Here is a 21,604-nt window from a genome sequence, read left to right as displayed (position 1 = left end):
TAGCGCCGGGCGCGTGTCAGGCGTGTTCCTGCACCCAGACGCGCGCCAGGTCTGCCGCGCCGACCACTCCGGCGTCGTTGACGAGCTCCGCGATCACGAAATCGGGCTCGGGGTGGTAGCCGCGCGCCGGGAGGTGCTCGAAGAAGGCTTCACGGATGGGAGCCAGCAGCAGCTCCCCCGCCACCGCCACGCCGCCGCCGAACACGAAGCGCTGCGGGTCGAGCACGGCCGCGAGGGACGCCGAGGCCTGCCCCAGCCAGTGGCCGAGCTGGCGGAGCGCGGCGACCGCCCCCGGGTCCTCGCCCTCGATGAGCGAGCCGACGAGCCGACCGTCGAGGGCCCCGTGCTCGTCGCGCACCCGCGCGAGCGACTGTCCGATGCCGCCCGCGTCGGCGATCTCGTTGGCCATGCGCAGCAGCGCCCGACCTGAACCGTACTGCTCGAGGCATCCGTGCTGCCCGCAGCCGCAGGCGATGCCGCCCGGCACGACCCGGACGTGGCCGAGCTCGGCGCCCGCGCCGAAGCCGCCGCGGAACAGGCGGTCGCCCGCGACGATCGCGCCGCCGACGCCCGTGCCGATCGTGAGCATCACCATGTCGCTCACGAGGCGGCCCGCACCGAACCGGAACTCGGCCCACCCCGCGGCATTCGCGTCGTTGTCGACGACCACCGTCGTGCCGACGCGGGCCTCGAGCTTCTCGCGGAACGGCTCGTTGCGCCAGTTGATGTTCGGCGCGTAGTAGACCGTCGACTGGGCGGCGTCGATGAACCCCGCGGCGGCGACCCCGACGGCGGCGACGTCGCCGTCGGAGGAGAGCGACCGGATCATGTCGACGACCGCGTCCTCGAGGAGCGCCGGATCGCCGGCCGCGGTGGGCACGCGCTCGCTGCGCACGATCGCGCCGAACTCGTCGACGACCGCTCCTGCGATCTTCGTCCCGCCGATGTCGATACCGATCGCGTGCACCAGCGAGCCGCCTTTCGAACTGGGTGAGGCCGAATGATCCCGGGGCCTCAGGGCCGCACGAGCAACGACTAGAGTGTAATCGACCCCAACGCCGAGGTTCGCGCGCCCTGAGGCAGCGCGGCCTCCTCCGGTGCCGAAGGAGCTACCGTGATCCAGTTCGATACCCCCGCCCTCGTCCCGGCCGACCCCGACGCGAATGCGACCGACCTCCTCGTCGACCGGGTCGCCGCCACTCCCGACTCGGTGCTGTTCTCCCTCCCGACGGCCGACGGCGGCTGGTCGCCGGTCACGACCCGCGAGTTCTACGACCAGGTCATCGCCCTCGCGAAGGGCCTCGTGGCCGCGGGCATCCAGCCGGGCGACAAGATCGGGCTCATGTGCAAGACCCGGTACGAGTGGACCCTCATCGACTTCGCCACCTGGTTCGCCGGCGCGGTGCTGGTTCCGATCTACGAGACGAACTCCCCCTCCCAGGTCAAGTGGAACCTCAGTGACTCGGGCGCCATCTCGGTGATCCTCGAGACGCCCGACCACTTCGCGCGCTTCGACGAGGTGCACCCCGAACTGCCCGCGATCCGCAACGTCTGGCAGATCGACCTCGGCGACCTCGACAAGCTCGCCGCGTCGGGCACCGGCGTGGCCGACGAGGAGATCGAACGGCGACGCAACCTCGCGGTCGGCTCCGACATCGCGACCCTGATCTACACCTCGGGATCGACCGGCAAGCCGAAGGGCTGCGTGCTCACCCACTCGAACTTCGTCGAGCTCTGCCGCAACTCCGCCGTGGCGCTCAAGGAGGTCGTGTCCGAGCCCGGCGCGTCCACCCTGCTCTTCATCACGACCGCGCACATCTTCGCGCGATTCATCGCCGTGCTGGCGGTGCATTCCGGCGTGCGGGTCGGGCACCAGCCCGACACCAAGCAGCTGCTGCCGAGCCTCGGCACCTTCAAGCCGACGTTCCTCCTGGCCGTCCCGCGCGTGTTCGAGAAGGTCTACAACGTCTCCGAGCAGAAGGCCGAGGCGGGTGGCAAGGGCAAGATCTTCCGCTCGGCCGCCGAGACCGCCGTCGCCTACTCGATGGCGAAGGAGGCGGGCGCCGTGCCGTTCGGCCTCAAGGTCAAGTTCGCGATCCTCGACCGGCTCGTGCTCTCGAAGCTCCGGCACGCCATGGGCGGCAACGTGAAGTACGCCGTGTCGGGCTCGGCGCCCCTCGGGCCGCGCCTCGGCCACTTCTACCACGCCCTCGGCATCACGATCCTCGAGGGCTACGGCCTCACCGAGACGACGGCGCCGGCGACCGTCAATCTGGCCACGAAGTCGAAGATCGGCTCGGTCGGCCCGGCGCTTCCCGGCGTCTCGGTCCGCATCGCCGACGACGGCGAGATCGAGGTCAAGGGCATCAACGTGTTCAAGGAATACTGGAAGAACCCCGAGGCGACCGCCGACACCTTCAACGGCGAGTGGTTCAAGACCGGCGACCTCGGCTCGTTCGACAGTGACGGCTTCCTCTCGATCACGGGGCGCAAGAAGGAGATCATCGTGACGGCCGGCGGCAAGAACGTGTCGCCCGCCGCCCTCGAGGACCCGATCCGCGCGAACCCGTTGGTGGGGCAGGTCGTCGTCGTCGGCGACAAGAAGCCCTTCATCTCCGCGCTGGTCACCCTCGACCCCGAGATGCTCCCCGTCTGGCTCAACAACAACAACGAGGACGCGGGCATGAGCCTCGAGGAGGCCACCACCAACGCCGCGGTCCTCGCCGAGGTGCAGCGGGCCATCGACGCCGCCAACGAGAACGTGTCGCGCGCCGAGTCGATCCGCAAGTTCACGATCCTGGCCACCGAGCTGACCGAGGCGAGCGGGCACCTCACCCCGAAGCTGAGCATCAAGCGCAACGTGATCCTCGAGGACTTCTCGGGCCAGATCGAGTCGATGTACTCGGGCGCCCCGGCCACCGAAGGCCACTCCATCGTGCACTGAGCCCACGCATCGTCGATCGCACGAAGAAGGGCCCCGCGGCATCCGCGGGGCCCTCTCTCGTCATGCGTGTCACAGCCGGGTTGGCCGGGCGCGGTCAGAACCAGTCCGACTCGCGCACCTCCTTCATCGCGACCCGACGTTCGGCCTTCTCGAGCCGGTCGAGGTAGAGGATGCCGTCGAGGTGGTCGGTCTCGTGCTGCAGGGCCTGCGCCATCAGGCCCGAGCCCGAGAGCTCGACCTCGTTCCCGTCGAGGTCGATGCCGCGCACCCGGGCGAACGGATGCCGCGGCGTCTTGTGCCAGAGCCCCGGAACCGACAGGCACCCCTCGTCGATGGCCTCGACCTCACCCGACACCTCGACGATCTCGGGATTCAGGATGTATCCGACCTCGCCGTCGACGTTGTAGCTGAATGCGCGCAGGTTGACCCCGATCTGCGACGCCGCCACCCCCGCACGGCCCGGGAGCTTCACGCTGTCGATGAGGTCGGCGACGAGCGCGCGCACGCCATCGTCGATCTGTTCGACGGGGGCGGAGACGGTCTTCAGGACAGGGTCGCCGAACAGGCGAATGGGGCGTTCCGGCACGTGCGCTCCGATATCAGTACCCGCGGTCGGCGGGCAGGCCTTCCACGACGAGCGCCGCGAGTTCGCGGGCCGCGTGCTTGGTCACGGGACGCAGCTCGTGCCAGTTCACGACGGATCCGGCGGCGAGCTGCGGGTCGTAGGGGATCCGCACGATCTCGCGCACCCGCGACGCGAAGTGCGCCTCGATCTCGTCGACCTTGACGAGGTGGGTGCCCTGGGTCGCCAGGTTGATCGCGACGACCGCGTTCCGCACGAGCTCGCCATAGCCGTTGGCCTCGAGCCAGGTGAGCGTCTCGGACGCGAGCCTCGCCTCGTCGACGCTGCCGCCCGACACGATCACGATCGAGTCGGCCCGCTGCAGGGTGGCGCGCATCACCGAGTGCACGATGCCGGTGCCGCAGTCGGTGAGCACGAGCGAGTAGTACCGGGCCGCGAGCCCGGCGACCACGTTGTAATCGTTGTCGTCGAAGGCCTCGGACAGCGTCGGATCGGTGTCGGACGCGAGGATGTCGAGCCGCGTCTCGTCGCGGGAGACGAAGGCGGAGAAGTCGGTGTAGCCGCCGATCGACGAGGCCTTCGTGACGACGTCGCGCACCGTCTCGCGGGTCTGGCGATCGACGCGCTCGGCGAGCGTGCCGCGGTCGGGGTTGGCGTCGATCGCGATGATGCGGTCGTCGCGCGCATCGGCGAGGGCCATGCCGAGCAGGGCGGTGATCGTCGTCTTGCCGACGCCGCCCTTGCGAGTGAGGACCGGCACGAAACGGGCGCCGCCCTCGAAGCGCTTCTGGATGCGGGCCGTCAGCTCCTTGTACGCCCGCGCCTTGGCCGAGTCGCCGAGGTTGACGAGATGCAGCGACGCCTCGTAGAGGAAACGGTTGAACCCGCCGTGCGGCGCGGGCCGCGTGGTGCGGTTCAGGTCGATGAGCCGATCGGCGGTGAGGGACTCGGACGGCTCGGGCAGCTCGGAGGGCGTGAGCTGGTCGGTCGGCACGTCGACGACGGCGACGTGGCTGCCGGTGTCGGTGCTGACGCGCTCGCGCCGGAGCTTGGAGGCGTCGGAGGCGAGGAGCGCACTGTAGGGCGACGCGTCGCGCCGGTAGGAGCTCCGATATCCGGCATTGGAGAGCGCCGGCGTGACGACCTCGACCGAGGTGGTCGAGGGCCCGCCGCCGACCACGGTCCCCGGATTCACGGCCACGTCGTCGATCGCGACGGCGACCTCGTCTTCGGGCATCTCGGGCCGCGGCGCGGGAGGCAGGTCGACCCGGATGTTCAGGCTCTCGGGGAGGGCACTCGCTGCATGCGCGCCCGTCGTCGGCTCGAGCTCACCGTGCTCGTCGGGGGTTCGACGCGCTCCGGTCGCCCGACGTGTCGTCATCTCGCGATCACTGCTGTCGTCAGCCACGGATAGCCCTCCTCACCAGTGCGAACACATCGACAGCCTAGCGCGGGCGCACCACCACGAGCAGATCGCCCGCCTCCACCTGCTGCGTCTTGGGGATGGCGAGCCGCTCCACGACACCCGCGACGGGCGAGGTGATCGCCGCCTCCATCTTCATCGCCTCGATCGACGCCACGCTCTGCCCGGCAGCGATCTCCGCCCCCGGCTCGACCTGCAGCGTGACCACGCCCGAGAAGGGCGCGGCCACCTGGCCGGGCTGCGAGGCATCCGCCTTCTCGGCCGCGCGGGTCTCGACCACGATGCTGCGGTCGCGCACGAAGACGGGTCGGAGCTGGCCGTTGAGGATGGTCATGACCGTGCGCATGCCCTTGTCATCGGCCTCGCCGATCGCCTCGAGGCCGGCGTAGAGCCGCACGCCCTTGTCGATCTCCACCACGTGCTCGGATCCCTGGCGCAGCCCGTAGAGGTAGTCGGAGGTGTCGACGACCGACAGGTCGCCGAAGAGCTCCCGGATCTGCTCGAACTGGCGCGTGGGTGCCGGGAACAGCAGGGCGTTGAGCGTCGCGCGACGGGTGACGCTGTCCCCCTCGAGGGCGCTGCGCTGGTCGTCGGTGAGCTCCGTCACGCCGATGCGCACGTCACGGCCGGCGAGCACCTTCGTGCGGAAGGGCTCGGGCCAGCCGCCCGGGAGGTCGCCGAGCTCTCCGGCCATGAAGCCGACGACCGAGTCGGGCACGTCGTACTTGTCGGGGTTCTCCGCGAAGTCGGCCGGATCCGCCTTGACCGCCGCGAGGTGCAGCGCGAGGTCGCCGACCACCTTCGACGACGGCGTCACCTTCGGCACACGGCCGAGGATCTTGTTGGCCGCGGCGTACATGTCCTCGATGAGCTCGAAGTCGTCGGCCAGGCCGAGCGCGATGGCCTGCTGGCGCAGGTTCGAGAGCTGGCCGCCGGGGATCTCGTGGTGGTACACGCGCCCGGTGGGGCCGGGCAGGCCGGACTCGAACGGCTTGTAGAGGCGGCGGACCGATTCCCAGTAGGGCTCCAGGTCGGCCACCGCCTGCAGCGACATGCCGGTGTCGCGCTCGGTGTGCGCGAGGGCCGCGACCAGCGACGAGGCCGACGGCTGGCTGGTGGTGCCGGCCATCGGGGCACTCGCCACGTCGACCGCGTCGACGCCGGCGCGGCTGGCCGCGAGCAGCGTGGCCAGCTGACCGCCGGCCGTGTCGTGGGTGTGCAGGTGCACGGGCAGGTCGAAGCGCTCGCGCAGTGCGCTCACGAGGCGCTCGGCTGCGGCCGGACGGAGGAGGCCGGCCATGTCCTTGATCGCGAGGATGTGCGCGCCCGCGGCGACGATCTCGTCGGCGAGCCCGAGGTAGTAGTCGAGCGTGTAGAGGTCTTCGGCGGGGTCGAGCAGGTCGCCCGTGTAGCAGAGGGCCACCTCGGCCACGGCGTGGCCGGTGGCCAGCACTGCGTCGATCGCCGGACGCATCTGGTTCACGTCGTTGAGGGCGTCGAAGATGCGGAAGATGTCGACGCCCGTGGCCGCCGCCTCGCGGATGAACGCGTCGGTGACCTCGGTCGGGTACGGCGTGTAGCCGACCGTGTTGCGCCCGCGCAGCAGCATCTGGATGTTGACGTTCGGCAATGCCTCGCGGAGCGCGGCGAGGCGCTCCCACGGGTCCTCGCCGAGGAACCGGAGCGCCACGTCGTAGGTCGCGCCGCCCCACGCCTCGACCGAGAGCAGCTCGGGCGTCATGCGCGCCACGTAGGGGGCGACGGCGACGAGGTCCTTGGTGCGGACGCGGGTGGCGAGCAGCGACTGGTGCGCGTCGCGGAACGTCGTCTCGGTGACGGCGAGCGGTGTCTGCGCGCGCAGGGCTGCGGCGAAGCCCGCCGGGCCGAGCTCGAGCAGGCGCTGACGCGACCCCGCCGGCGCCGGCTTCGAGAGGTCGAGCGCCGGGAGCTTCTCGGCCGGGTTCACCGAGGTGGGGGCCGGTCCGTTCGGCTGGTTCACCGTGACATCCGCGAGCCAGTTGAGGATCTTCGTGCCGCGATCCTTGGAGACGCGGCCGCGGACCAGCTGCGGGCGCTCCTCGATGAAGGAGGTGCTGAGGTCGCCGGCGACGAACGCCGGGTCCTCGAGGACCGCCTGGAGGAAGGGGATGTTCGTGGAGACGCCGCGGATGCGGAACTCGGCGAGGGCGCGCTTCGCCCGGGCCACCGCGGCCGGGTAGTCACGACCGCGGCACGTGAGCTTCGCGAGCATCGAGTCGAAGTGCGGGCTGATCTGGGCGCCCGGGTTGATCGTGCCGCCGTCCAGGCGGATGCCCGCACCGCCGGGCGACCGGTAGGTGGTGATCTTGCCCGTGTCGGGCCGGAAGCCCGCCGTGGGGTCCTCGGTCGTGATGCGGCACTGCAGCGCCGCGCCGCGCAGGCGGATCTGGTCCTGCTCGAGGCCGAGGCTCGCGAGGGTCTCTCCCGCCGCGATGCGGATCTGCGAGACGACGAGGTCGACGTCGGTGACCTCCTCGGTCACGGTGTGCTCGACCTGGATGCGCGGGTTCATCTCGATGAACACGTGCTCGCCGGCACGCTCGCCCGCGGTGTCGAGGAGGAATTCGACGGTGCCCGCGTTGACGTAGCCGATCGACTTCGCGAACGCGATGGCGTCGCGGTAGAGCGCCCTGCGGACGTCGTCGGACAGGTTCGGCGCCGGCGCGATCTCGATGACCTTCTGGTGACGGCGCTGCACCGAGCAGTCGCGCTCGAACAGGTGGACGGTCTCCCCCGAGGCATCCGCCAGCACCTGGACCTCGATGTGGCGGGGACGGAGCACCGCCTGCTCGAGGAACATCGTCGGGTCGCCGAAGGCGCTGTCGGCCTCGCGCATGGCCTCTTCGAGCGAGCCGCGCAGCTCGTCCTTCGTGTTGACCCGGCGCATGCCGCGACCGCCGCCGCCGGCGACGGCCTTGGCGAAGATGGGGAAGCCGATCTCGTCGGCCTGTGCCACGAGCGCCTCGATGTCGCGGGAGGGCGGCGTGGACCTCAGCACGGGCACGCCCGCGGCGATCGCGTGCTCCTTCGCGGTGACCTTGTTGCCGGCCATCTCGAGCACGTGCTTCGGCGGGCCGATGAAGGTGATGCCGGCCTCGGCCGCGGCCTGCGCGAGCTCGGGGTTCTCGGAGAGGAACCCGTAGCCCGGGTAGATCGCGTCGGCGCCCGACTCGCGAGCCACCCGGATGATCTCGGCCACGTCGAGATACGCCCGCACCGGATGTCCGGGCACGCCGATCTGGTACGCCTCGTCCGCCTTGAGGCGGTGCAGGGAGTTGCGGTCCTCGAACGGATACACGGCGACGGTCTTCGCGCCGAGTTCGACGGCTGCACGGAACGCCCGGATGGCGATCTCTCCGCGATTGGCTACCAGGATCTTCGTGAACATGCAGGCCTTTCCGACGGGTTTCCGCACAGCGAACATTTAGGTATCGCCCGAGGACTAAAGGTAACGTATCTGTTCGTGCACGTACTCAGCGTCAGTTCCCTGAAGGGCGGTGTCGGCAAGACGACCGTCACCCTCGGACTGGCCTCAGCGGCCTTCGCCCGAGGGGTTCGGACGCTCGTCGTCGACCTCGACCCGCAGTCCGATGTGTCGACCGGCATGGACATCCAGATGGCCGGCCACCTCAACGTCGCCGATGTCCTCGCGTCGCCGAAGGAGAAGATCGTCCGCTCGGCGATCGCCCCGAGCGGCTGGACCAGGTCCAACCCGAGCTCGACGATCGACGTCATGATCGGCAGCCCCTCGGCCATCAACTACGACGGCCCGCATCCGTCGATCCGCGACATCTGGAAGCTCGAGGAGGCGCTCGCGAACGTCGAGGCCGACTACGAGCTCGTGCTCATCGACTGCGCGCCCTCCCTGAACGCGCTCACCCGCACGGCCTGGGCCGCGAGCGACCGCGTCGCCGTGGTCACCGAGCCCGGCCTCTTCTCCGTCGCCGCAGCCGACCGTGCCCTCCGCGCCATCGAGGAGATCCGCCGCGGCCTCTCCCCCAGGCTGCAGCCGCTCGGGATCATCGTGAACCGCGCCCGCGTGCAGTCCCTCGAGCACCAGTTCCGCATCAAGGAGTTGCGCGACATGTTCGGTCCGCTCGTGCTCTCGCCCCAGCTGCCCGAGCGCACGTCGCTGCAGCAGGCGCAGGGTGCGGCGAAGCCGCTGCACATGTGGCCGGGCGAGAGCGCGGAGGAGATGTCGAACCACTTCGACCAGCTCCTCGACCGGGTGCTCCGCACGGCGAGGATCGCCGAGTACGCCGGCACGCCCCTGGAGCTCGAGTCCCCCGTCATCTGACGTCATCTGGGACGCCCGGGCGTGGCGCGACCGTTGCGATGGGCTCGACGGCGAGCAGTGGAGCGGTCAACCGATCCGTGGCACGGCGTGATCGCCGAGACCGCTGAAGGTCAGGAGATCTTGCGCGAACGCGCGCCGCGGCGCGCGGCCAATTCGTCCATCGGGTCGGCCGGATGCGTGTCGAGCTCGACCAGCGTGGACTCGACCTCGCGGAGGACCTTGCCGACGGCGATGCCGAACACGCCCTGTCCGCGGTTCACGAGGTCGATGACCTCGTCGTCGGAGGTGCACAGGTAGACGCTCGCACCGTCGCTCATGAGCGTCGTCTGCGCCAGGTCGTCGATGCCCGCCTCGCGGAGCTGGGTCACCGCGGTGCGGATCTGCTGGAGCGAGATGCCGGTGTCGAGGAGCCGCTTGACGAGCTTGAGCACGAGGATGTCGCGGAATCCGTAGAGTCGCTGGGAACCCGAGCCGGCCGCGCCGCGCACGGTCGGTTCCACGAGCTGGGTGCGCGCCCAGTAGTCGAGCTGCCGGTAGCTGATGCCTGCCGCGCGGGCGGCGACCGCTCCGCGATATCCGGCAGCGTCGTCGTGATCGGGGAGCCCGTCGGTGAACAGCAGGCCGAGGTCGTAGCGATCTCGTTCACTCCGGTCGAGCTCGCTCATCCGATCGCCCCTCACTCTCACGCCCGCACCCCGATGGCGCGAGTCCCACGCTACCGACGCCGGGGGTCCGCGCCAAACACATCGGGCCGAACGTCACGGCGTGTCGCGGATCAGCGTGCGAGTCGCGCGAGCGCGTCCCTCACCACGGCGCTGCGCACCGTCTCGAGCTGTTCGGCGAGCTCACGTGCGCGCTCGGCAGCACGCGCCTTGTCGGCCGGGTCGGAGCGTCGCGACGGGGCGATCGCCCGCTCGACGAGTGCGGCCTCCCGTTCTGCGGCGGCGCGCAGGCCTCTCAGGTGGCGGGTCTCGATGCCGACCTCGCGCAGGGCGACGAGCGCCCGGAGCACGGTCAGCGCCTCCTCGCCGTAGGGTCCGGCCGCCGGCAGGAGCGAAGCCGAGACGGCGTCGTCGAGCAGGGTCCGCGTCGCACCGGCGACCTCCACCAGCTCGTCACGCCCGTATCGGCGCGCCCCGGCGAGGAATGATGCCGCACTCGCCGCTCCGGGCAGGGCGGGCGTCTCACCGGCGTCGATCGCCTCGAGGTGCGCCCGGATGACCTTGAGCGGGAGGTACTGGTCGCGTTGCATCGACAGCACCACGGTGATGCGCTCCACGTCGGCGTTCGAGAACTTGCGATAGCCGGACGGCGTGCGCGCCGGCGAGACGAGGCGCTGCTCCTCGAGGAATCGCAGCTTCGACGGCGTCAGCTCGGGGAACTCGGGCTGAAGCAGCGCGAGTACCTGGCCGATGCCGAGCAGTTGGGCCTGGCCGCTCGCGTGCGTGGAGGCGGCGGTGCCCGGCACTAGCTGCTCGCCAGCGGCGCCAGGTCGCGTCGGGAGGCGTAGAAGGTGAGCCGGTACTTGCCGATCTGCACCTCTGCGCCGTCGCTGAGGAGGGCCGTCTCGATGCGCACGCCGTCGAAGTACGTGCCGTTCAGCGAGGACAGGTCCTTCACCTCGAAGGCCGTGCGGTGACGGAGGAACTCCGCGTGCCGCCGGGAGACGGTGACGTCGTCGAGGAAGATGTCGGCGTCGGGGTGACGGCCGACCGTCGTGACGTCGGTGTCGAGCAGGAACCGGGCTCCGCTGTTCGGACCGCGGCGCACGATGAGCAGCGCCGACCCCGAGGGCAGCGCGGCGATCGCCTCCTGCTCCTCGGCCGTGATGTCGCCGTCGAGGGCGGAGAGCTGCGCGGCCGCCTCACGGCTGAATCCGATCGTGGTGTCGGTGGAGCCGTCGCCGACGGCGCCGTTCGACCGCGTAGCCGGAGACTCGCCGTCGTCCGACCCCACTGCGCCAGCCTGAGTCATGTCGTCATCCGCCACGGCTAACCTCCCTGTTCCAGCGTATCGGATCGGGACTTGTCCGCCACACGGGGAATGCGGATGACGCGTGCCGTCTCGATCGCGTAGATGATGCCGGCCCACCAGTAGAGGAACGCCCCCCACATCGTGATGGCCCAGCCGATCGGCTCGCTCACCGCTTCGACGGCGGGGAACGCGAGTCCGAGCATGATGACGGGCAGGCCGAAGAAGAGCGCGAACGTGGCGACCTTGCCGAGCTGGTGCACGGGCAGGGGTCCGTAGCCGTGGTTCGCGAGCACGATACCGAGCACGAGGAGGAACACGTCTCGGGCGACGATGACGAGCACGATCCACCACGGGACGAGCTCGTTGGCCGCGAGTCCGACGAGCGCCGCGAAGATGTAGAGCCGGTCTGCGGCGGGGTCGAGGAGCTGCCCCAACCGCGTCACCTGACCCAGCCGCCGGGCGAGGTGGCCGTCGAGCGCGTCGGTGAGGCTCGCGACGACGAGCACGATGAGTGCAGCCACGTAGTCGCCGACCACGATGAAGGCGAGGAACGCCGGGACGAGCGCGAGCCGGAGCATCGTGAGGACGTTGGGGATCGTCCAGATCCTCGTACTCACCGGCCCCGCATCGTCCCCGCCCACGGTGCGATCCTATCGACCCCTAGAATGCGGCCATGGGTCCCCTCCTCGTGTGTCTCGTCATCTGCGCGATCGTCATCGCCGCAACCTGGGTCGCGTCGCTGCTGACCCGCGAGTACTCGTGGGTGGACCGCATCTGGTCCGTCGTGCCGGTCGTCTACGTCTGGGTCTTCGCGGTGGCGAGCGGATTCGACGCGCGGCTCGTGCTGATGGCCGCCCTGGTCACCGCATGGGGCATCCGGCTCACGTACAACTTCGCGAGGAAGGGCGGCTACCGCGCGGGCGGCGAGGACTACCGCTGGGCGGTCCTGCGCGAGCGGATGTCGCCCACGGCGTACCAGCTGTTCAACCTGTTCTTCATCTCGATCTACCAGAACGCGCTGATCCTGCTGTTCTGCCTCCCGGCGTTCACGGTGTTCGAGGCGGGCGGCTCGCCGCTCGGCGTCTGGGACCTGGTGCTGACGGCGGTGTTCGTGGCGTTCCTCGTGGGCGAGAGCGTCGCCGACCAGCAGCAGTGGGTCTTCCACCGGTGGAAGGCGGCCGAGCGCGCCGCGGGGCGCGCCCCGCGTCCGGGCTTCCTCACGACCGGACTGTTCCGGGTGTCGCGGCACCCCAACTTCTTCTTCGAGCAGGCCCAGTGGTGGGTGTTCTACGGCTTCGCCGTCGCCGCCACCGGGGTGTGGCTGCACTGGACGATCGCCGGGGCGGTGCTGCTCACGCTCCTCTTCATCGGCTCGACCGTGTTCACCGAATCCATCTCGCGGGCGAAGTACCCCGACTACGACGAGTACCGTGCGCGCACCTCGCCGATCGTGCCCTGGTTCCCCCGCTCGCATGCGGCGGCTCGTGAGGAGCGCACCGCCTGAAACGCGGCGGCTCGTGCGGCGGCCCGTTGCGTTCGTCGGCGGGTTCGTCAGAGCCGGCGGCGCAGCCCTGGCCAGGACTCGGCGAATCGCGGATGCAGCGGCAGGGCGTCGACGTCGGCGACCGGCACCCACCGAAGGGCGATGCTCTCGGGGTCGCTGACGACGGGCGTGAAGCGCGACGACGCGTCGGCGACCACGGTCGTGTACGACCAGTAGCCGAGGTCGAGCACGGTCGTGAACCGCACGTCGAGGGAATCGGCCGGCACCCCCGCCTCCTCCCCCGCCTCGCGAACCGCCGCGGCGACCGCCGTCTCGCCTTCGTGCCGCGCCCCGCCGGGCACGCCCCACGTGCCGCCGAAGTGACTCCACTCGGCACGGTGCTGCAGCAGCACCTCGAAGTCGGGGCTCACCACGAGGAGGCCGGCGGCACCGAAGCGCCCCCAGTACCGATCGCCGTCGGGACCCTCGACCCACGCATCGCCGCTCGCACCGCTCATCTCTCAAGCATGGCGCACGCCGGCGGTCAGGTTGCGGGAGGTGACGACGGCGAGGGCGGCGATGCGCCGACGTCTGGGGCGTCCTCGACGATCTCCGACAGGCGGTCGAGGAAGCCGACGACCACCAGCCGTTCCGCTGCGCTGAGGGACGACGCGAGGCGCAGCATCCGCTCGTGCATCGGACCGAGCGCACGCCGAAGCCGTTCGTGCGCACCGGGCAGGGTGCCGAGGAGCAGCGACCGCCGGTCGGTGGGATGCTCCTGGCGTTCGACGTAGCCGCCGGAGACGAGCCGGGCGACGAGCTTCACGGTCGCAGCGCTCGTGATGCCGAGCTCTCTGGCCAGGGCCGCGCTGGTGGCGAGCCGGCCCGACCGCTCCTGGCGGATGATCCAGCGCAGGGCGGCCAGGTCGGTGTCCCCCATGTCCATGTCCTCGCGGGTGCGCCGACGCATGGCCGCCTCGGCGTCGCGATGCCGGCGGATGGCCTCGAGCACCTCGAGTGCCGACGGGTCCGAGCGGTCGTACCAGTACCCCTCGTCACTCGAACTTTCGGTTGTTCCCAACGCCATAGCGCGATGATATCTTCGGATCACTAACTTGGTTAGCAAATTCGGCGGATCTGGAGGAAGCCATGTCGCAGACGATCGAGGCGATCGAGGACGAGGTCGTCCTCCTCGACGAGTCGGGCGCGCCCATCGGCCGTGCCCGAAAGAGCGCCGCGCACGGGCCCGACACGGCGCTGCACCTGGCCTTCTCGTGTCACGTGCTGAACGCGCTCGGCGAAGTGCTGGTGACGCGCCGCGCACTCAGCAAGCAGGCGTGGCCCGGCGTCTGGTCCAACTCCTTCTGCGGGCATCCGAAGCCGGCCGAATCGCTCACCGCCGCCGTGCGGCGACGTGCCGAGTTCGAGCTCGGCATCGAGCTCACCGAGCTGGAGCTGGCGCTCCCGCTCTTCCGGTACCGCGCGATCGACGCCAACGGCACGGTCGAGAACGAGGTGTGCCCGGTCTACGTCGCATTCACCGACGACCAGCCCGACCCGAACCCCCGTGAGATCGCCGAGTACGCCTGGGTGTCGCCGCAGGAGCTCGGCCGCGCCGTCGAGGCCGCACCCTGGGCCTTCAGCCCGTGGCTGGTGCTGCAGGCACGAGAACTGGAGCTCTTCCGTGACTGACCTCGTGCACTCGGCGATCGACGACGAGTTGCGCGCCGTCTTCGCTGACGCGCGTGCCCGCGCCGACGAGTTCGGGGCGGACTACGCGGCCCTCTGGGAGTCCCTCGAACTGCAGAGCGCCGGCGGCAAGCGGATCCGGCCCCACCTCGTGAATGCGGCCTACCTGGGACTCGGCGGAACCGACCGCGCGCTCGCCACTCGCGTGGGCGTGGCGTTCGAGGTGCTGCACACCGCCTTCCTCATCCACGACGACGTGATCGACCGGGACACCGTGCGCCGCGGCGCGCCGAACGTCGCCTCCCGGTTCGCCGGCCGTGCCCTGGCGCGCGGCGCGGGAGACCGTGCGAGCGAGGTGCTCGGCGAGACGGCCGCCGTGCTCGCCGGCGATCTCGCGCTGAGCCTCGCCCACCGCGAGATCGCGATGCTCTCGATCGAGCCCGAGCGCCGTGGCCGGCTGCTCGACATCCTCGACCGTGCCGTCTTCGTCTCCGCGGCTGGCGAACTCGCCGATGTCGTGCACGCGGGTTCCGTCGAGCCGCCGGAGGTCGCCCGCGTGCTGGCGACGCTCGAGCAGAAGACCGCCGTGTACTCGTTCGAGTGCCCGCTCACCGCCGGGGCAGTGCTGGCCGGGGCCGACGAGGCTGCGGTCGGCGCGCTCGCCCGGTACGGTCGCTTCGTGGGCGTCGCGTTCCAGATCACCGATGACATCCTCGGCGTGTTCGGCGATCCGGCCACGACCGGCAAGTCCACGACATCCGACCTGCGCGAGGGCAAGCAGACCGCCCTCACCGCGCACGCGGCGACCACCGATGCCTGGCCGTCGATCTCGGGGCGGCTGGGCGACCCCGAGCTCGACGATTCCGGCGCCGACCTGCTCCGTGAGGCGCTGCTCGGCTGCGGCGCACTCGATGCCGCACGCCGGCTCGCCGACGAGTACGTGACCCTCGCCCGGTTCGAGCTCGACACCGCGGAGCTGCCCGAACTGCTCCGCACCGAACTCGGCGAGCTCGCCGGACGAGCCGCGGAGCGTGCGCGATGACCGACGACCCGACTCTGCTCGGCCGCTACGACGACGCCGCCGAGGCGAGCGCCGCCGTGGTGATCGGCCGGTACTCGACCTCGTTCGGCGCGGCGGCGCGGCTGCTCGACGAGAGCTCGCGGCGACGCATCCGCTCGATCTATGCGCTCGTGCGGGTCGCCGACGAGGTGGTCGACGGCACGGCACGCGAGGCCGGCCTCTCGGACGCCGAGCTGCTGACCGTGCTCGACGACCTCGAGGCGGAGACCGAGATCGCGGTGCAGCGAGGCTACTCGGCGAACCTCGTCGTGCACGCGTTCGCGAAGACCGCACGCGAAGCCGGGATCGACGAACGCCTCACGCGCCCCTTCTTCGCCTCGATGCGCCGCGACCTCGACCCGGCGCCGTTCACGGCCGATGAGATCGCGCCCTACATCCACGGGTCCGCAGAGGTGGTGGGACTCATGTGCCTCGCGGTGTTCCTCGTCGAGGACCCGGTCGACGCCGCGGAGCGGGCGGGCCTGGAGGAGGGCGCGGTGCACCTCGGCGCCGCCTTCCAGAAGATCAACTTCCTTCGCGACCTGGCGGTCGACTGGCACGAGCTCGGCCGCAACTACTTCCCGTGGCTCGACCCCGACGCCTTCACGGAGGCCGACAAGGCGAGGATCCTCGACGACATCGACCACGACCTCGAGATCGCGGGACGCACGATCCGCCGCCTCCCCCGACGGGCCAGGGCCGCGGTCGCGGCCGCGCACGGACTCTTCTCGCACCTCGCGGCACGCTGCCGACGGACTCCCGCCGAGCGGCTCATCGCCACCCGCATCCGGGTTCCCGACGGCGAGAAGCTCGCCATCGCGCTGCGGTCGGCACTGACGGCGGGCGGGATCGGGCGATGACCGCGTCGTCGGAGCGCATCGTCGTGATCGGCGGCGGCATCGCGGGCCTGGCCTCGGCCGCGCTGCTCGCGCGGGACGGACACCGCGTCACCCTCCTCGAGGCGCGCGGAGAACTGGGCGGGCGTGCCGGCACGTGGGAGCGGCGCGGCTTCCGGTTCGACACCGGCCCGTCGTGGTACCTCATGCCCGAGGTGTTCGACCACTTCTTCCGGCTCTTCGGCACGAGCGCCGCCGAGCAGCTCGACCTCACGCCGCTCGACCCCGGCTACCGGGTCTACGGCGACGGCTACGACGCCCCGCTCGACCTGCGCGCCTCCCGCGCCGAGAACGTGGCGCTCTTCGAGTCGGTCGAGCCTGGCGCGGGGGCCGCGCTCGAGCGATACCTCGACTCCGCGGCGTCGACGTACGACATCGCGCGGCGCCGCTTCCTCTACACGAACTTCGACGACGTCCGGGCCTTCGCTGCGCCCGAGGTGCTCGGGGGGGCGATTCGCCTGGGCCGCCTCCTCGCGACGCCGCTCGACCGCTTCGCCGCCCGGTCGGTGCACGACCGGCGCCTGCAGCAGGTGCTCGGCTATCCGGCGGTCTTCCTCGGCGCCTCGCCGTCGTCGGCGCCCGCGATGTACCACCTCATGAGCCACATGGACCTCGAGCAGGGGGTGCTGTACCCGCAGGGCGGGTTCGGCACCGTGATCGCACGCATCGCCGCGATCGCCGAGGCGGCCGGGGTCGAGATCGTGACCGGCGCCGAGGTGCAGGCCATCGAGCTCACCGACGACTCCACGCCGTCGGTCACCGGCGTTCGCGTGACGGATGCCGCGGGCCACTCCCGGCGCGTCCCGGCGCACCGCGTCGTGTCCGCCGCCGACCTGCACCACACCGAGACCGAGCTGCTGCCGCGGCGGGCGCAGACCTACCCCGAGACCTGGTGGGACCGGCGGACCTCGGGCCCCGGCGCGGTGCTCGCGATGCTCGGCGTGCGGGGGGCCCTGCCCGGGCTCCTGCACCACACCCTCTTCTTCACGGAGGACTGGGAGGAGAACTTCGACCAGATCTTCGGCGACGATCCCCGTATCCCCGACCCCGCGTCGTTCTACGTGTGCAAGCCCAGCGAGACCGACCCGACGGTCGCCCCGCCGGGCGACTCCAACCTGTTCGTGCTCATCCCCGTGCCCGCCGACGTGTCGATCGGCCGCGGCGGCGAGGACGGCACGGGCGACCGGCTCGTCGAGCAGGCCGTCGACCGTGCGGTCGCACACATGGCCGTCGCGGCCGGGGCGCCCGACCTCGAACGACGCATCGTCGTCCGCCGCACCGTCGGTCCCGCCGACTTCGCCGACGACCTGCACTCGTGGAGCGGCGGCGCCCTCGGCCCGGCGCACACGCTGCGGCAGAGCGCCTTCCTGCGCGGCACCAACCGGTCGCGCCGGGTGCGCGGACTGCTCTACGCAGGCGGTTCGAGCGTGCCGGGCGTCGGCCTGCCGATGTGCCTCATCAGCGCGGAGAACGTGCTGAAGCGGGTGCGCGGAGACCGTACCAGCGGCCCGCTGCCCGAACACGCGGTGCACGCGCCCGCCGAGGCGACGGCCGAGGCACCGTTGGAGCGATACCCGCAATGACGCCGTTCGCCTACCTCGCGGGCCTGCTGCTCTCGCTCGCCGCGATGGCGCTCGTCGATGCACGGTGGCGCCTCGCCTTCTGGCGTTCACCCGGCGCGTCGGCGCTCGCGGTGGGCACGGGCACCGTGCTGCTGCTCATCTGGGACCTGACCGGCATCGGCTTCGGGGTGTTCTTCCGCGGCGACTCGCCATGGGCGACCGGCGCCGTGCTGGCGCCCGAGCTGCCGATCGAGGAGCCCGTGTTCCTGCTCTTCCTCTGCTACCTCTCCTTGGTGTGCGTGCTCGGCGTCGAACGGATGCTGCGCCATGGCGGACGCCGGCGTGCGCGTTCGGGCGGGTCGGCCACGGTGGCACCGCCGACGGGCGATGCCGCGGGCACGCCCGGCGGGAGGCATCCGTGACCTACGCGCTCATCTGCCTGCCGTTCCTCGCCGCCGCCCTCGTCGTGGCTCTCGTCGCGACGCGCACGCTGCCGCCCGGCGAGCGACGCCGCCGCTGGGCGGCGACCGGGATCGCGGCGGTCGTGCTGCTCGCGCTCACCGCGGTCTTCGATTCGGTGATGATCGCCGCGGGGCTCTTCGGCTACGCCGACGGCACGCGACTGGGACCGGTCGTCGGGCTGGCGCCGATCGAGGACTTCGCCTACCCGATCGCCACGGTGCTCCTCGTGCCCGCCGTGTGGACGCTCGCGCGGCGGCGGGGCGCGAAGGCGGCGCATGATGAAGACTGAGACGGTGCAGCCGGGAATCCTCCACACCGTCGCCCAGGTGCTGCTCTCGTCGCGGCCGATCAGCTGGATCAACACGGCCTTCCCGTTCGCCGCGGCCTACCTGCTGACGGCTGGCACGGTCGATGCCCTCTTCGTCGTCGGCACCCTGTTCTTCCTGATCCCGTACAACCTGGTGATGTACGGCGTGAACGACGTGTTCGACTACGAGTCCGACCTGCGGAATCCGCGCAAGGGCGGCAGCGAGGGGGCGCTCCTCGAGCCGCGCCTGCACCGGCTGGTGGTGTGGGCGGGCATCGTCACGGCGACTCCGCTGCTGGTGGCGATGGTCTGGCTCGGCGGCACGGGGCATCCGTGGTCGTGGGCGGTGCTCGCGGTGAGCCTGTTCGCCGTACTCGCCTACTCGGTGCCGGTGCTGCGGTTCAAGGAGCGGCCGGTGCTCGACTCGATCACGTCGAGCACCCACTTCGTGAGCCCCGCCGTCTACGGGCTCGCGGTGGCCGGAGCGGTGGCGACTCCGCAGCTGCTCGCGCTGCTCGCCGCGTTCTTCTGCTGGGGCATGGCCAGCCACGCGTTCGGCGCGGTGCAGGACGTCGTGCCCGACCGCGAGGCCGGCATCGCGTCGATCGCGACCGCCTTCGGCGCCCGTGCCACCGTGCGCATCGCGCTGGGGCTGTGGGTCGTCGCCGGTCTCCTCATGCTCGCGACCGAGTGGCCGGGGCCGCTGGCCGCGCTCCTCGTGCTGCCGTACCTCGCCGCGGCATGGCCGTACCGGTCGGTGAGCGATGCGGAATCGGGACTCGCGAACCGCGGCTGGCGGTGGTTCATCGCCATGAACTACGGGGTCGGATTCCTCGTGACGATGCTCCTCATCTGGTGGGCGCTCATCCGGTCGTAGGCTGGACGCATGCCCGACGGACCCGTGCGCATCGACGCCTGGCTGTGGGCCGTGCGCCAGTTCAAGACGCGCTCGGCGGCCACGGCGGCCTGCCGTGCCGGACACGTGCGCGTGAACGGCGAGCGCGCCAAGGCCGCCCAGTCGGTGCGCCCGGGCGACGAGGTGCGCGTGCGGGTCGACGGCTTCGATCGACGGCTGGTCGTGCGCCAGACGCTCGTGAAGCGCGTCTCGGCGACGGTCGCCGCCACGGCCGTCGAGGACCTCACGCCGCCGCCGCCCCCGCGCGAGACGGTGGCGATCGTCCCGGTGCGCGACCGCGGCGCCGGGCGTCCGACGAAGCGCGAGCGACGCGACCTCGAGCGGCTGCGCGGCCGGTGAGCCGCCGTGGCGACCTCCCGGGCGTAGCCTGAAACGGTGCAGAAGGAACTCACCCACGAACCCGATGCCCGTCGCTACGTACTGAGGCTCGGAGGCGACATCGCCAGCGTGCTCGACTACCGGGTGCTCGGCGACTCCGTCGCCTTCACTCGCACCTTCACCAATCCCCGGTACCGAGGCAGCGGCCTGGCCGGCGAGCTCGTCGAGTTCGCGGTCGACGACGTCGAGGCGACCTCCGATCGCCGCATCATGCCGAGCTGCTGGTACGTCGGCGAGTGGTTCGACCGGCATCCCGACCGGGCCGCGATGCTCGACCCCCGAACGGCCTGACCATGGCGGCCGGGTACTCCGCCGCGCAGGTGCGCGCCGCCGAGGCGCCGCACCTGGCCGCGGGTGAACCGCTCATGCTGCGGGCTGCGGCGGCACTGGCGGAGGTGATCCGCCGTGAGTCGGCGCGGTCGGATGCCACCGGCGGGCCGGTGGTGCTCCTCGTCGGCTCGGGCGATAACGGCGGCGACGCGCTGTTCGCCGGTGCGGAGCTCGCCGGCGACGGCATGGCGGTGACCGCGATCCCGGCTTCGGAGCGGATGCACGCGGACGGCGCCGCGGCAGCTCGGACGGCGGGCGTGCGGTTCCAGGGCGGCGACGACGCGGCTGCGGTCGACCGGGCGCTCCGTTCCGCGGCGCTCGTCGTCGACGGACTGCTCGGCACGGGGACGAGCGCCGCGCCCGCCCTCCGGGGCACCGCCCGCGACCTGGTGGCCGCCGCGATGCCGATCGTCGAGGAGCGCGGCATCCCGGTCGTCGCGGTGGACCTGCCGAGCGGCATTCATCCCGATGACGGGTCGGTGCCCGATCCGACGGTGCTGCGCGCCGATGTCACGGTCACCTTCGGCGCGGTGAAGGCGGGGCTCCTCCTCGAGCCGGGCGCCAGCCGGGCCGGACGCATCGAGCTCGTCGACCTGGGGCTCGCGCCCGAGCTCGCCGCGATGACCCCGCTCGTCACGACCGACCGGTCCTAGTCGCGTCGGCGTCGACGTCGGCGCCAGCGCGTCGCGTCAGCGCTCAGGTGCCGTCGTCGATCTCCTCGTCGGTGATCACGCCGGTCTCCTCGCTCTCGACCACGACATGTCGGCTGCCGAGCTGCGCCGCGAGCGAGCGTCCGGCGTCGATCGCCTCATCGCGGCTGCGGAAGCTCTGCGAGAGCTCCTCGCCGCCCACCACGCGGTTGACCCACTGGCCGCGCTTGGACATCGTGATCACGTCGCCGTCGTCCATGCGAATTCCCCGTTCCGCGGTGCGCGGTGGCATCCGCCCCACCAGTCAAGCGCAGGGCGTGGGGATTGGGAACCGGGAGATCAGTACCAGTTCATCGACTGCGAGTGCGACCAGGCGCTGCAGGGGCTGCCGTACGAGCCCTTGATGTAGCCGAGGCCCCACTTGATCTGCGTGGCCGCGTTGGTCTCCCAGTCGGCGCCGGCGCTGGCCATCTTGCTGCCGGGCAGCGACTGCGGGATGCCGGTGGCGCCGCTGCCCGCGTTGAACGCGGTGTACGACCAGCCCGACTCCTTCTGCCAGAGCTTGTCGAGGCACTGGAACTGGTCGGCGCCCCAGCCGTACTGCGACGCGG

Annotated in this window: 25 protein-coding genes; 13 read left to right on the top strand and 12 right to left on the bottom strand. The window is 71.2% G+C overall.

The genetic code is table 11. The annotated features are described in order from the left end of the window. Positions 1–16: 16 nt before the first annotated feature. Positions 17–967 (bottom strand): ROK family glucokinase, encoded by a 951-nt coding sequence (locus AC1DZA_RS11720; protein ID WP_476760728.1) that lies wholly within the window; start codon positions 965–967, stop codon positions 17–19. Positions 968–1,114: 147 nt separating this feature from the next. Between AC1DZA_RS11720 and AC1DZA_RS11715 the strand changes: the two genes are divergently transcribed. Continuing rightward, positions 1,115–2,944, top strand: coding sequence for an AMP-dependent synthetase/ligase (locus AC1DZA_RS11715; protein WP_476772884.1), 1,830 nt, complete (start codon positions 1,115–1,117; stop codon positions 2,942–2,944). A 94-nt stretch (positions 2,945–3,038) separates the two neighbouring features. Here the strand turns inward: AC1DZA_RS11715 and def are convergent, their stop codons facing one another. Genes def through AC1DZA_RS11700 form a run of 3 tightly spaced genes read right to left on the bottom strand, consistent with a single transcriptional unit; the run spans position 3,039 to position 8,377 of the window. After that, positions 3,039–3,530, bottom strand: coding sequence for a peptide deformylase (def, locus tag AC1DZA_RS11710; RefSeq protein ID WP_309978139.1), 492 nt, complete (start codon positions 3,528–3,530; stop codon positions 3,039–3,041). Between the two features lie 13 nt (positions 3,531–3,543). After that, positions 3,544–4,935, bottom strand: a complete 1,392-nt coding sequence (locus AC1DZA_RS11705; RefSeq protein WP_476772883.1) for a MinD/ParA family ATP-binding protein — start codon at positions 4,933–4,935, stop codon at positions 3,544–3,546. A gap of 37 nt (positions 4,936–4,972) precedes the next feature. After that, positions 4,973–8,377: a pyruvate carboxylase gene (locus tag AC1DZA_RS11700; protein ID WP_476772882.1), complete on the bottom strand. Its 3,405-nt coding sequence runs from the start codon at positions 8,375–8,377 to the stop codon at positions 4,973–4,975. Positions 8,378–8,452: 75 nt separating this feature from the next. Here AC1DZA_RS11700 and AC1DZA_RS11695 point away from each other — a divergent pair, with 75 nt between their 5' ends. Further along, positions 8,453–9,286: a ParA family protein gene (locus AC1DZA_RS11695; protein WP_309978132.1), complete on the top strand. Its 834-nt coding sequence runs from the start codon at positions 8,453–8,455 to the stop codon at positions 9,284–9,286. Between the two features lie 110 nt (positions 9,287–9,396). Here AC1DZA_RS11695 and AC1DZA_RS11690 read toward each other — a convergent pair whose 3' ends face one another. The 4 genes from AC1DZA_RS11690 to AC1DZA_RS11675 form a co-directional block, all read right to left on the bottom strand. Then, positions 9,397–9,951 carry a MerR family transcriptional regulator gene (locus tag AC1DZA_RS11690; RefSeq protein WP_309978130.1) on the bottom strand — a complete coding sequence of 185 codons (555 nt, stop codon included), beginning with the start codon at positions 9,949–9,951 and terminating at the stop codon, positions 9,397–9,399. A gap of 110 nt (positions 9,952–10,061) precedes the next feature. Beyond that, positions 10,062–10,754 carry a transcriptional regulator FtsR gene (gene ftsR, locus AC1DZA_RS11685; RefSeq protein ID WP_476760732.1) on the bottom strand — a complete coding sequence of 231 codons (693 nt, stop codon included), beginning with the start codon at positions 10,752–10,754 and terminating at the stop codon, positions 10,062–10,064. Then, complete coding sequence (locus AC1DZA_RS11680; RefSeq protein ID WP_476760733.1) at positions 10,754–11,260, bottom strand: FHA domain-containing protein; 507 nt, start codon at positions 11,258–11,260, stop codon at positions 10,754–10,756. The genes ftsR and AC1DZA_RS11680 overlap by 1 nt, the downstream gene beginning before the upstream one ends. Before the next feature lie 17 nt (positions 11,261–11,277). Next, entirely contained in the window at positions 11,278–11,877 is a 600-nt protein-coding gene (locus AC1DZA_RS11675; RefSeq protein WP_476760734.1) for a CDP-alcohol phosphatidyltransferase family protein, read from the bottom strand. A 56-nt stretch (positions 11,878–11,933) separates the two neighbouring features. On the opposite strand from AC1DZA_RS11675, the gene AC1DZA_RS11670 reads away from it, so the two are divergent. Next, positions 11,934–12,764 carry a DUF1295 domain-containing protein gene (locus tag AC1DZA_RS11670; RefSeq protein ID WP_476772881.1) on the top strand — a complete coding sequence of 277 codons (831 nt, stop codon included), beginning with the start codon at positions 11,934–11,936 and terminating at the stop codon, positions 12,762–12,764. 47 nt (positions 12,765–12,811) lie between these two features. Here the strand turns inward: AC1DZA_RS11670 and AC1DZA_RS11665 are convergent, their stop codons facing one another. After that, entirely contained in the window at positions 12,812–13,261 is a 450-nt protein-coding gene (locus AC1DZA_RS11665; protein ID WP_476772880.1) for an NUDIX hydrolase, read from the bottom strand. A 26-nt stretch (positions 13,262–13,287) separates the two neighbouring features. Then, positions 13,288–13,830, bottom strand: a complete 543-nt coding sequence (locus tag AC1DZA_RS11660) for a MarR family winged helix-turn-helix transcriptional regulator (RefSeq protein ID WP_476772879.1) — start codon at positions 13,828–13,830, stop codon at positions 13,288–13,290. 62 nt (positions 13,831–13,892) lie between these two features. Between AC1DZA_RS11660 and idi the strand changes: the two genes are divergently transcribed. Genes idi through AC1DZA_RS11610 form a run of 10 tightly spaced genes read left to right on the top strand, consistent with a single transcriptional unit; the run spans position 13,893 to position 20,996 of the window. Next, positions 13,893–14,435, top strand: coding sequence for an isopentenyl-diphosphate Delta-isomerase (idi, locus tag AC1DZA_RS11655; protein WP_476772878.1), 543 nt, complete (start codon positions 13,893–13,895; stop codon positions 14,433–14,435). Continuing rightward, on the top strand, positions 14,428–15,474 hold the full coding sequence (locus tag AC1DZA_RS11650) for a polyprenyl synthetase family protein (protein ID WP_476772877.1): 1,047 nt from the start codon (positions 14,428–14,430) through the stop codon (positions 15,472–15,474). Before idi ends, AC1DZA_RS11650 begins: the two co-directional genes overlap by 8 nt. Then, a complete protein-coding gene (locus tag AC1DZA_RS11645; protein WP_476760738.1) occupies positions 15,471–16,352 on the top strand; it encodes a phytoene/squalene synthase family protein in 882 nt (293 codons plus the stop codon). The genes AC1DZA_RS11650 and AC1DZA_RS11645 overlap by 4 nt, the downstream gene beginning before the upstream one ends. Then, positions 16,349–17,971: a phytoene desaturase family protein gene (crtI, locus tag AC1DZA_RS11640; RefSeq protein ID WP_476772876.1), complete on the top strand. Its 1,623-nt coding sequence runs from the start codon at positions 16,349–16,351 to the stop codon at positions 17,969–17,971. Before AC1DZA_RS11645 ends, crtI begins: the two co-directional genes overlap by 4 nt. Further along, positions 17,968–18,372 carry a lycopene cyclase domain-containing protein gene (locus AC1DZA_RS11635; protein ID WP_476772875.1) on the top strand — a complete coding sequence of 135 codons (405 nt, stop codon included), beginning with the start codon at positions 17,968–17,970 and terminating at the stop codon, positions 18,370–18,372. The genes crtI and AC1DZA_RS11635 overlap by 4 nt, the downstream gene beginning before the upstream one ends. After that, positions 18,369–18,701 carry a lycopene cyclase domain-containing protein gene (locus tag AC1DZA_RS11630; protein WP_476772874.1) on the top strand — a complete coding sequence of 111 codons (333 nt, stop codon included), beginning with the start codon at positions 18,369–18,371 and terminating at the stop codon, positions 18,699–18,701. The genes AC1DZA_RS11635 and AC1DZA_RS11630 overlap by 4 nt, the downstream gene beginning before the upstream one ends. Further along, on the top strand, positions 18,691–19,596 hold the full coding sequence (locus AC1DZA_RS11625; protein WP_476772873.1) for a prenyltransferase: 906 nt from the start codon (positions 18,691–18,693) through the stop codon (positions 19,594–19,596). The genes AC1DZA_RS11630 and AC1DZA_RS11625 overlap by 11 nt, the downstream gene beginning before the upstream one ends. A gap of 9 nt (positions 19,597–19,605) precedes the next feature. After that, on the top strand, positions 19,606–19,974 hold the full coding sequence (locus AC1DZA_RS11620; RefSeq protein ID WP_309978102.1) for an RNA-binding S4 domain-containing protein: 369 nt from the start codon (positions 19,606–19,608) through the stop codon (positions 19,972–19,974). A gap of 36 nt (positions 19,975–20,010) precedes the next feature. Continuing rightward, complete coding sequence (locus AC1DZA_RS11615) at positions 20,011–20,304, top strand: GNAT family N-acetyltransferase (protein WP_476760743.1); 294 nt, start codon at positions 20,011–20,013, stop codon at positions 20,302–20,304. A 2-nt stretch (positions 20,305–20,306) separates the two neighbouring features. Next, entirely contained in the window at positions 20,307–20,996 is a 690-nt protein-coding gene (locus tag AC1DZA_RS11610) for an NAD(P)H-hydrate epimerase (RefSeq protein WP_476772872.1), read from the top strand. 43 nt (positions 20,997–21,039) lie between these two features. Here the strand turns inward: AC1DZA_RS11610 and AC1DZA_RS11605 are convergent, their stop codons facing one another. Both AC1DZA_RS11605 and AC1DZA_RS11600 read right to left on the bottom strand, forming a co-directional pair. Further along, positions 21,040–21,252 (bottom strand): DUF2188 domain-containing protein, encoded by a 213-nt coding sequence (locus AC1DZA_RS11605; RefSeq protein ID WP_476760745.1) that lies wholly within the window; start codon positions 21,250–21,252, stop codon positions 21,040–21,042. A gap of 80 nt (positions 21,253–21,332) precedes the next feature. After that, positions 21,333–21,604, bottom strand: a 272-nt coding sequence (locus AC1DZA_RS11600; protein ID WP_476772871.1) for an aggregation-promoting factor C-terminal-like domain-containing protein, incomplete at its 5' end; no start/stop codon positions are given.

It is taken from the genome of Agromyces sp. P2_B3 (assembly GCF_056404815.1).
This window is presented reverse-complemented; position numbering and strand designations above follow the sequence as displayed.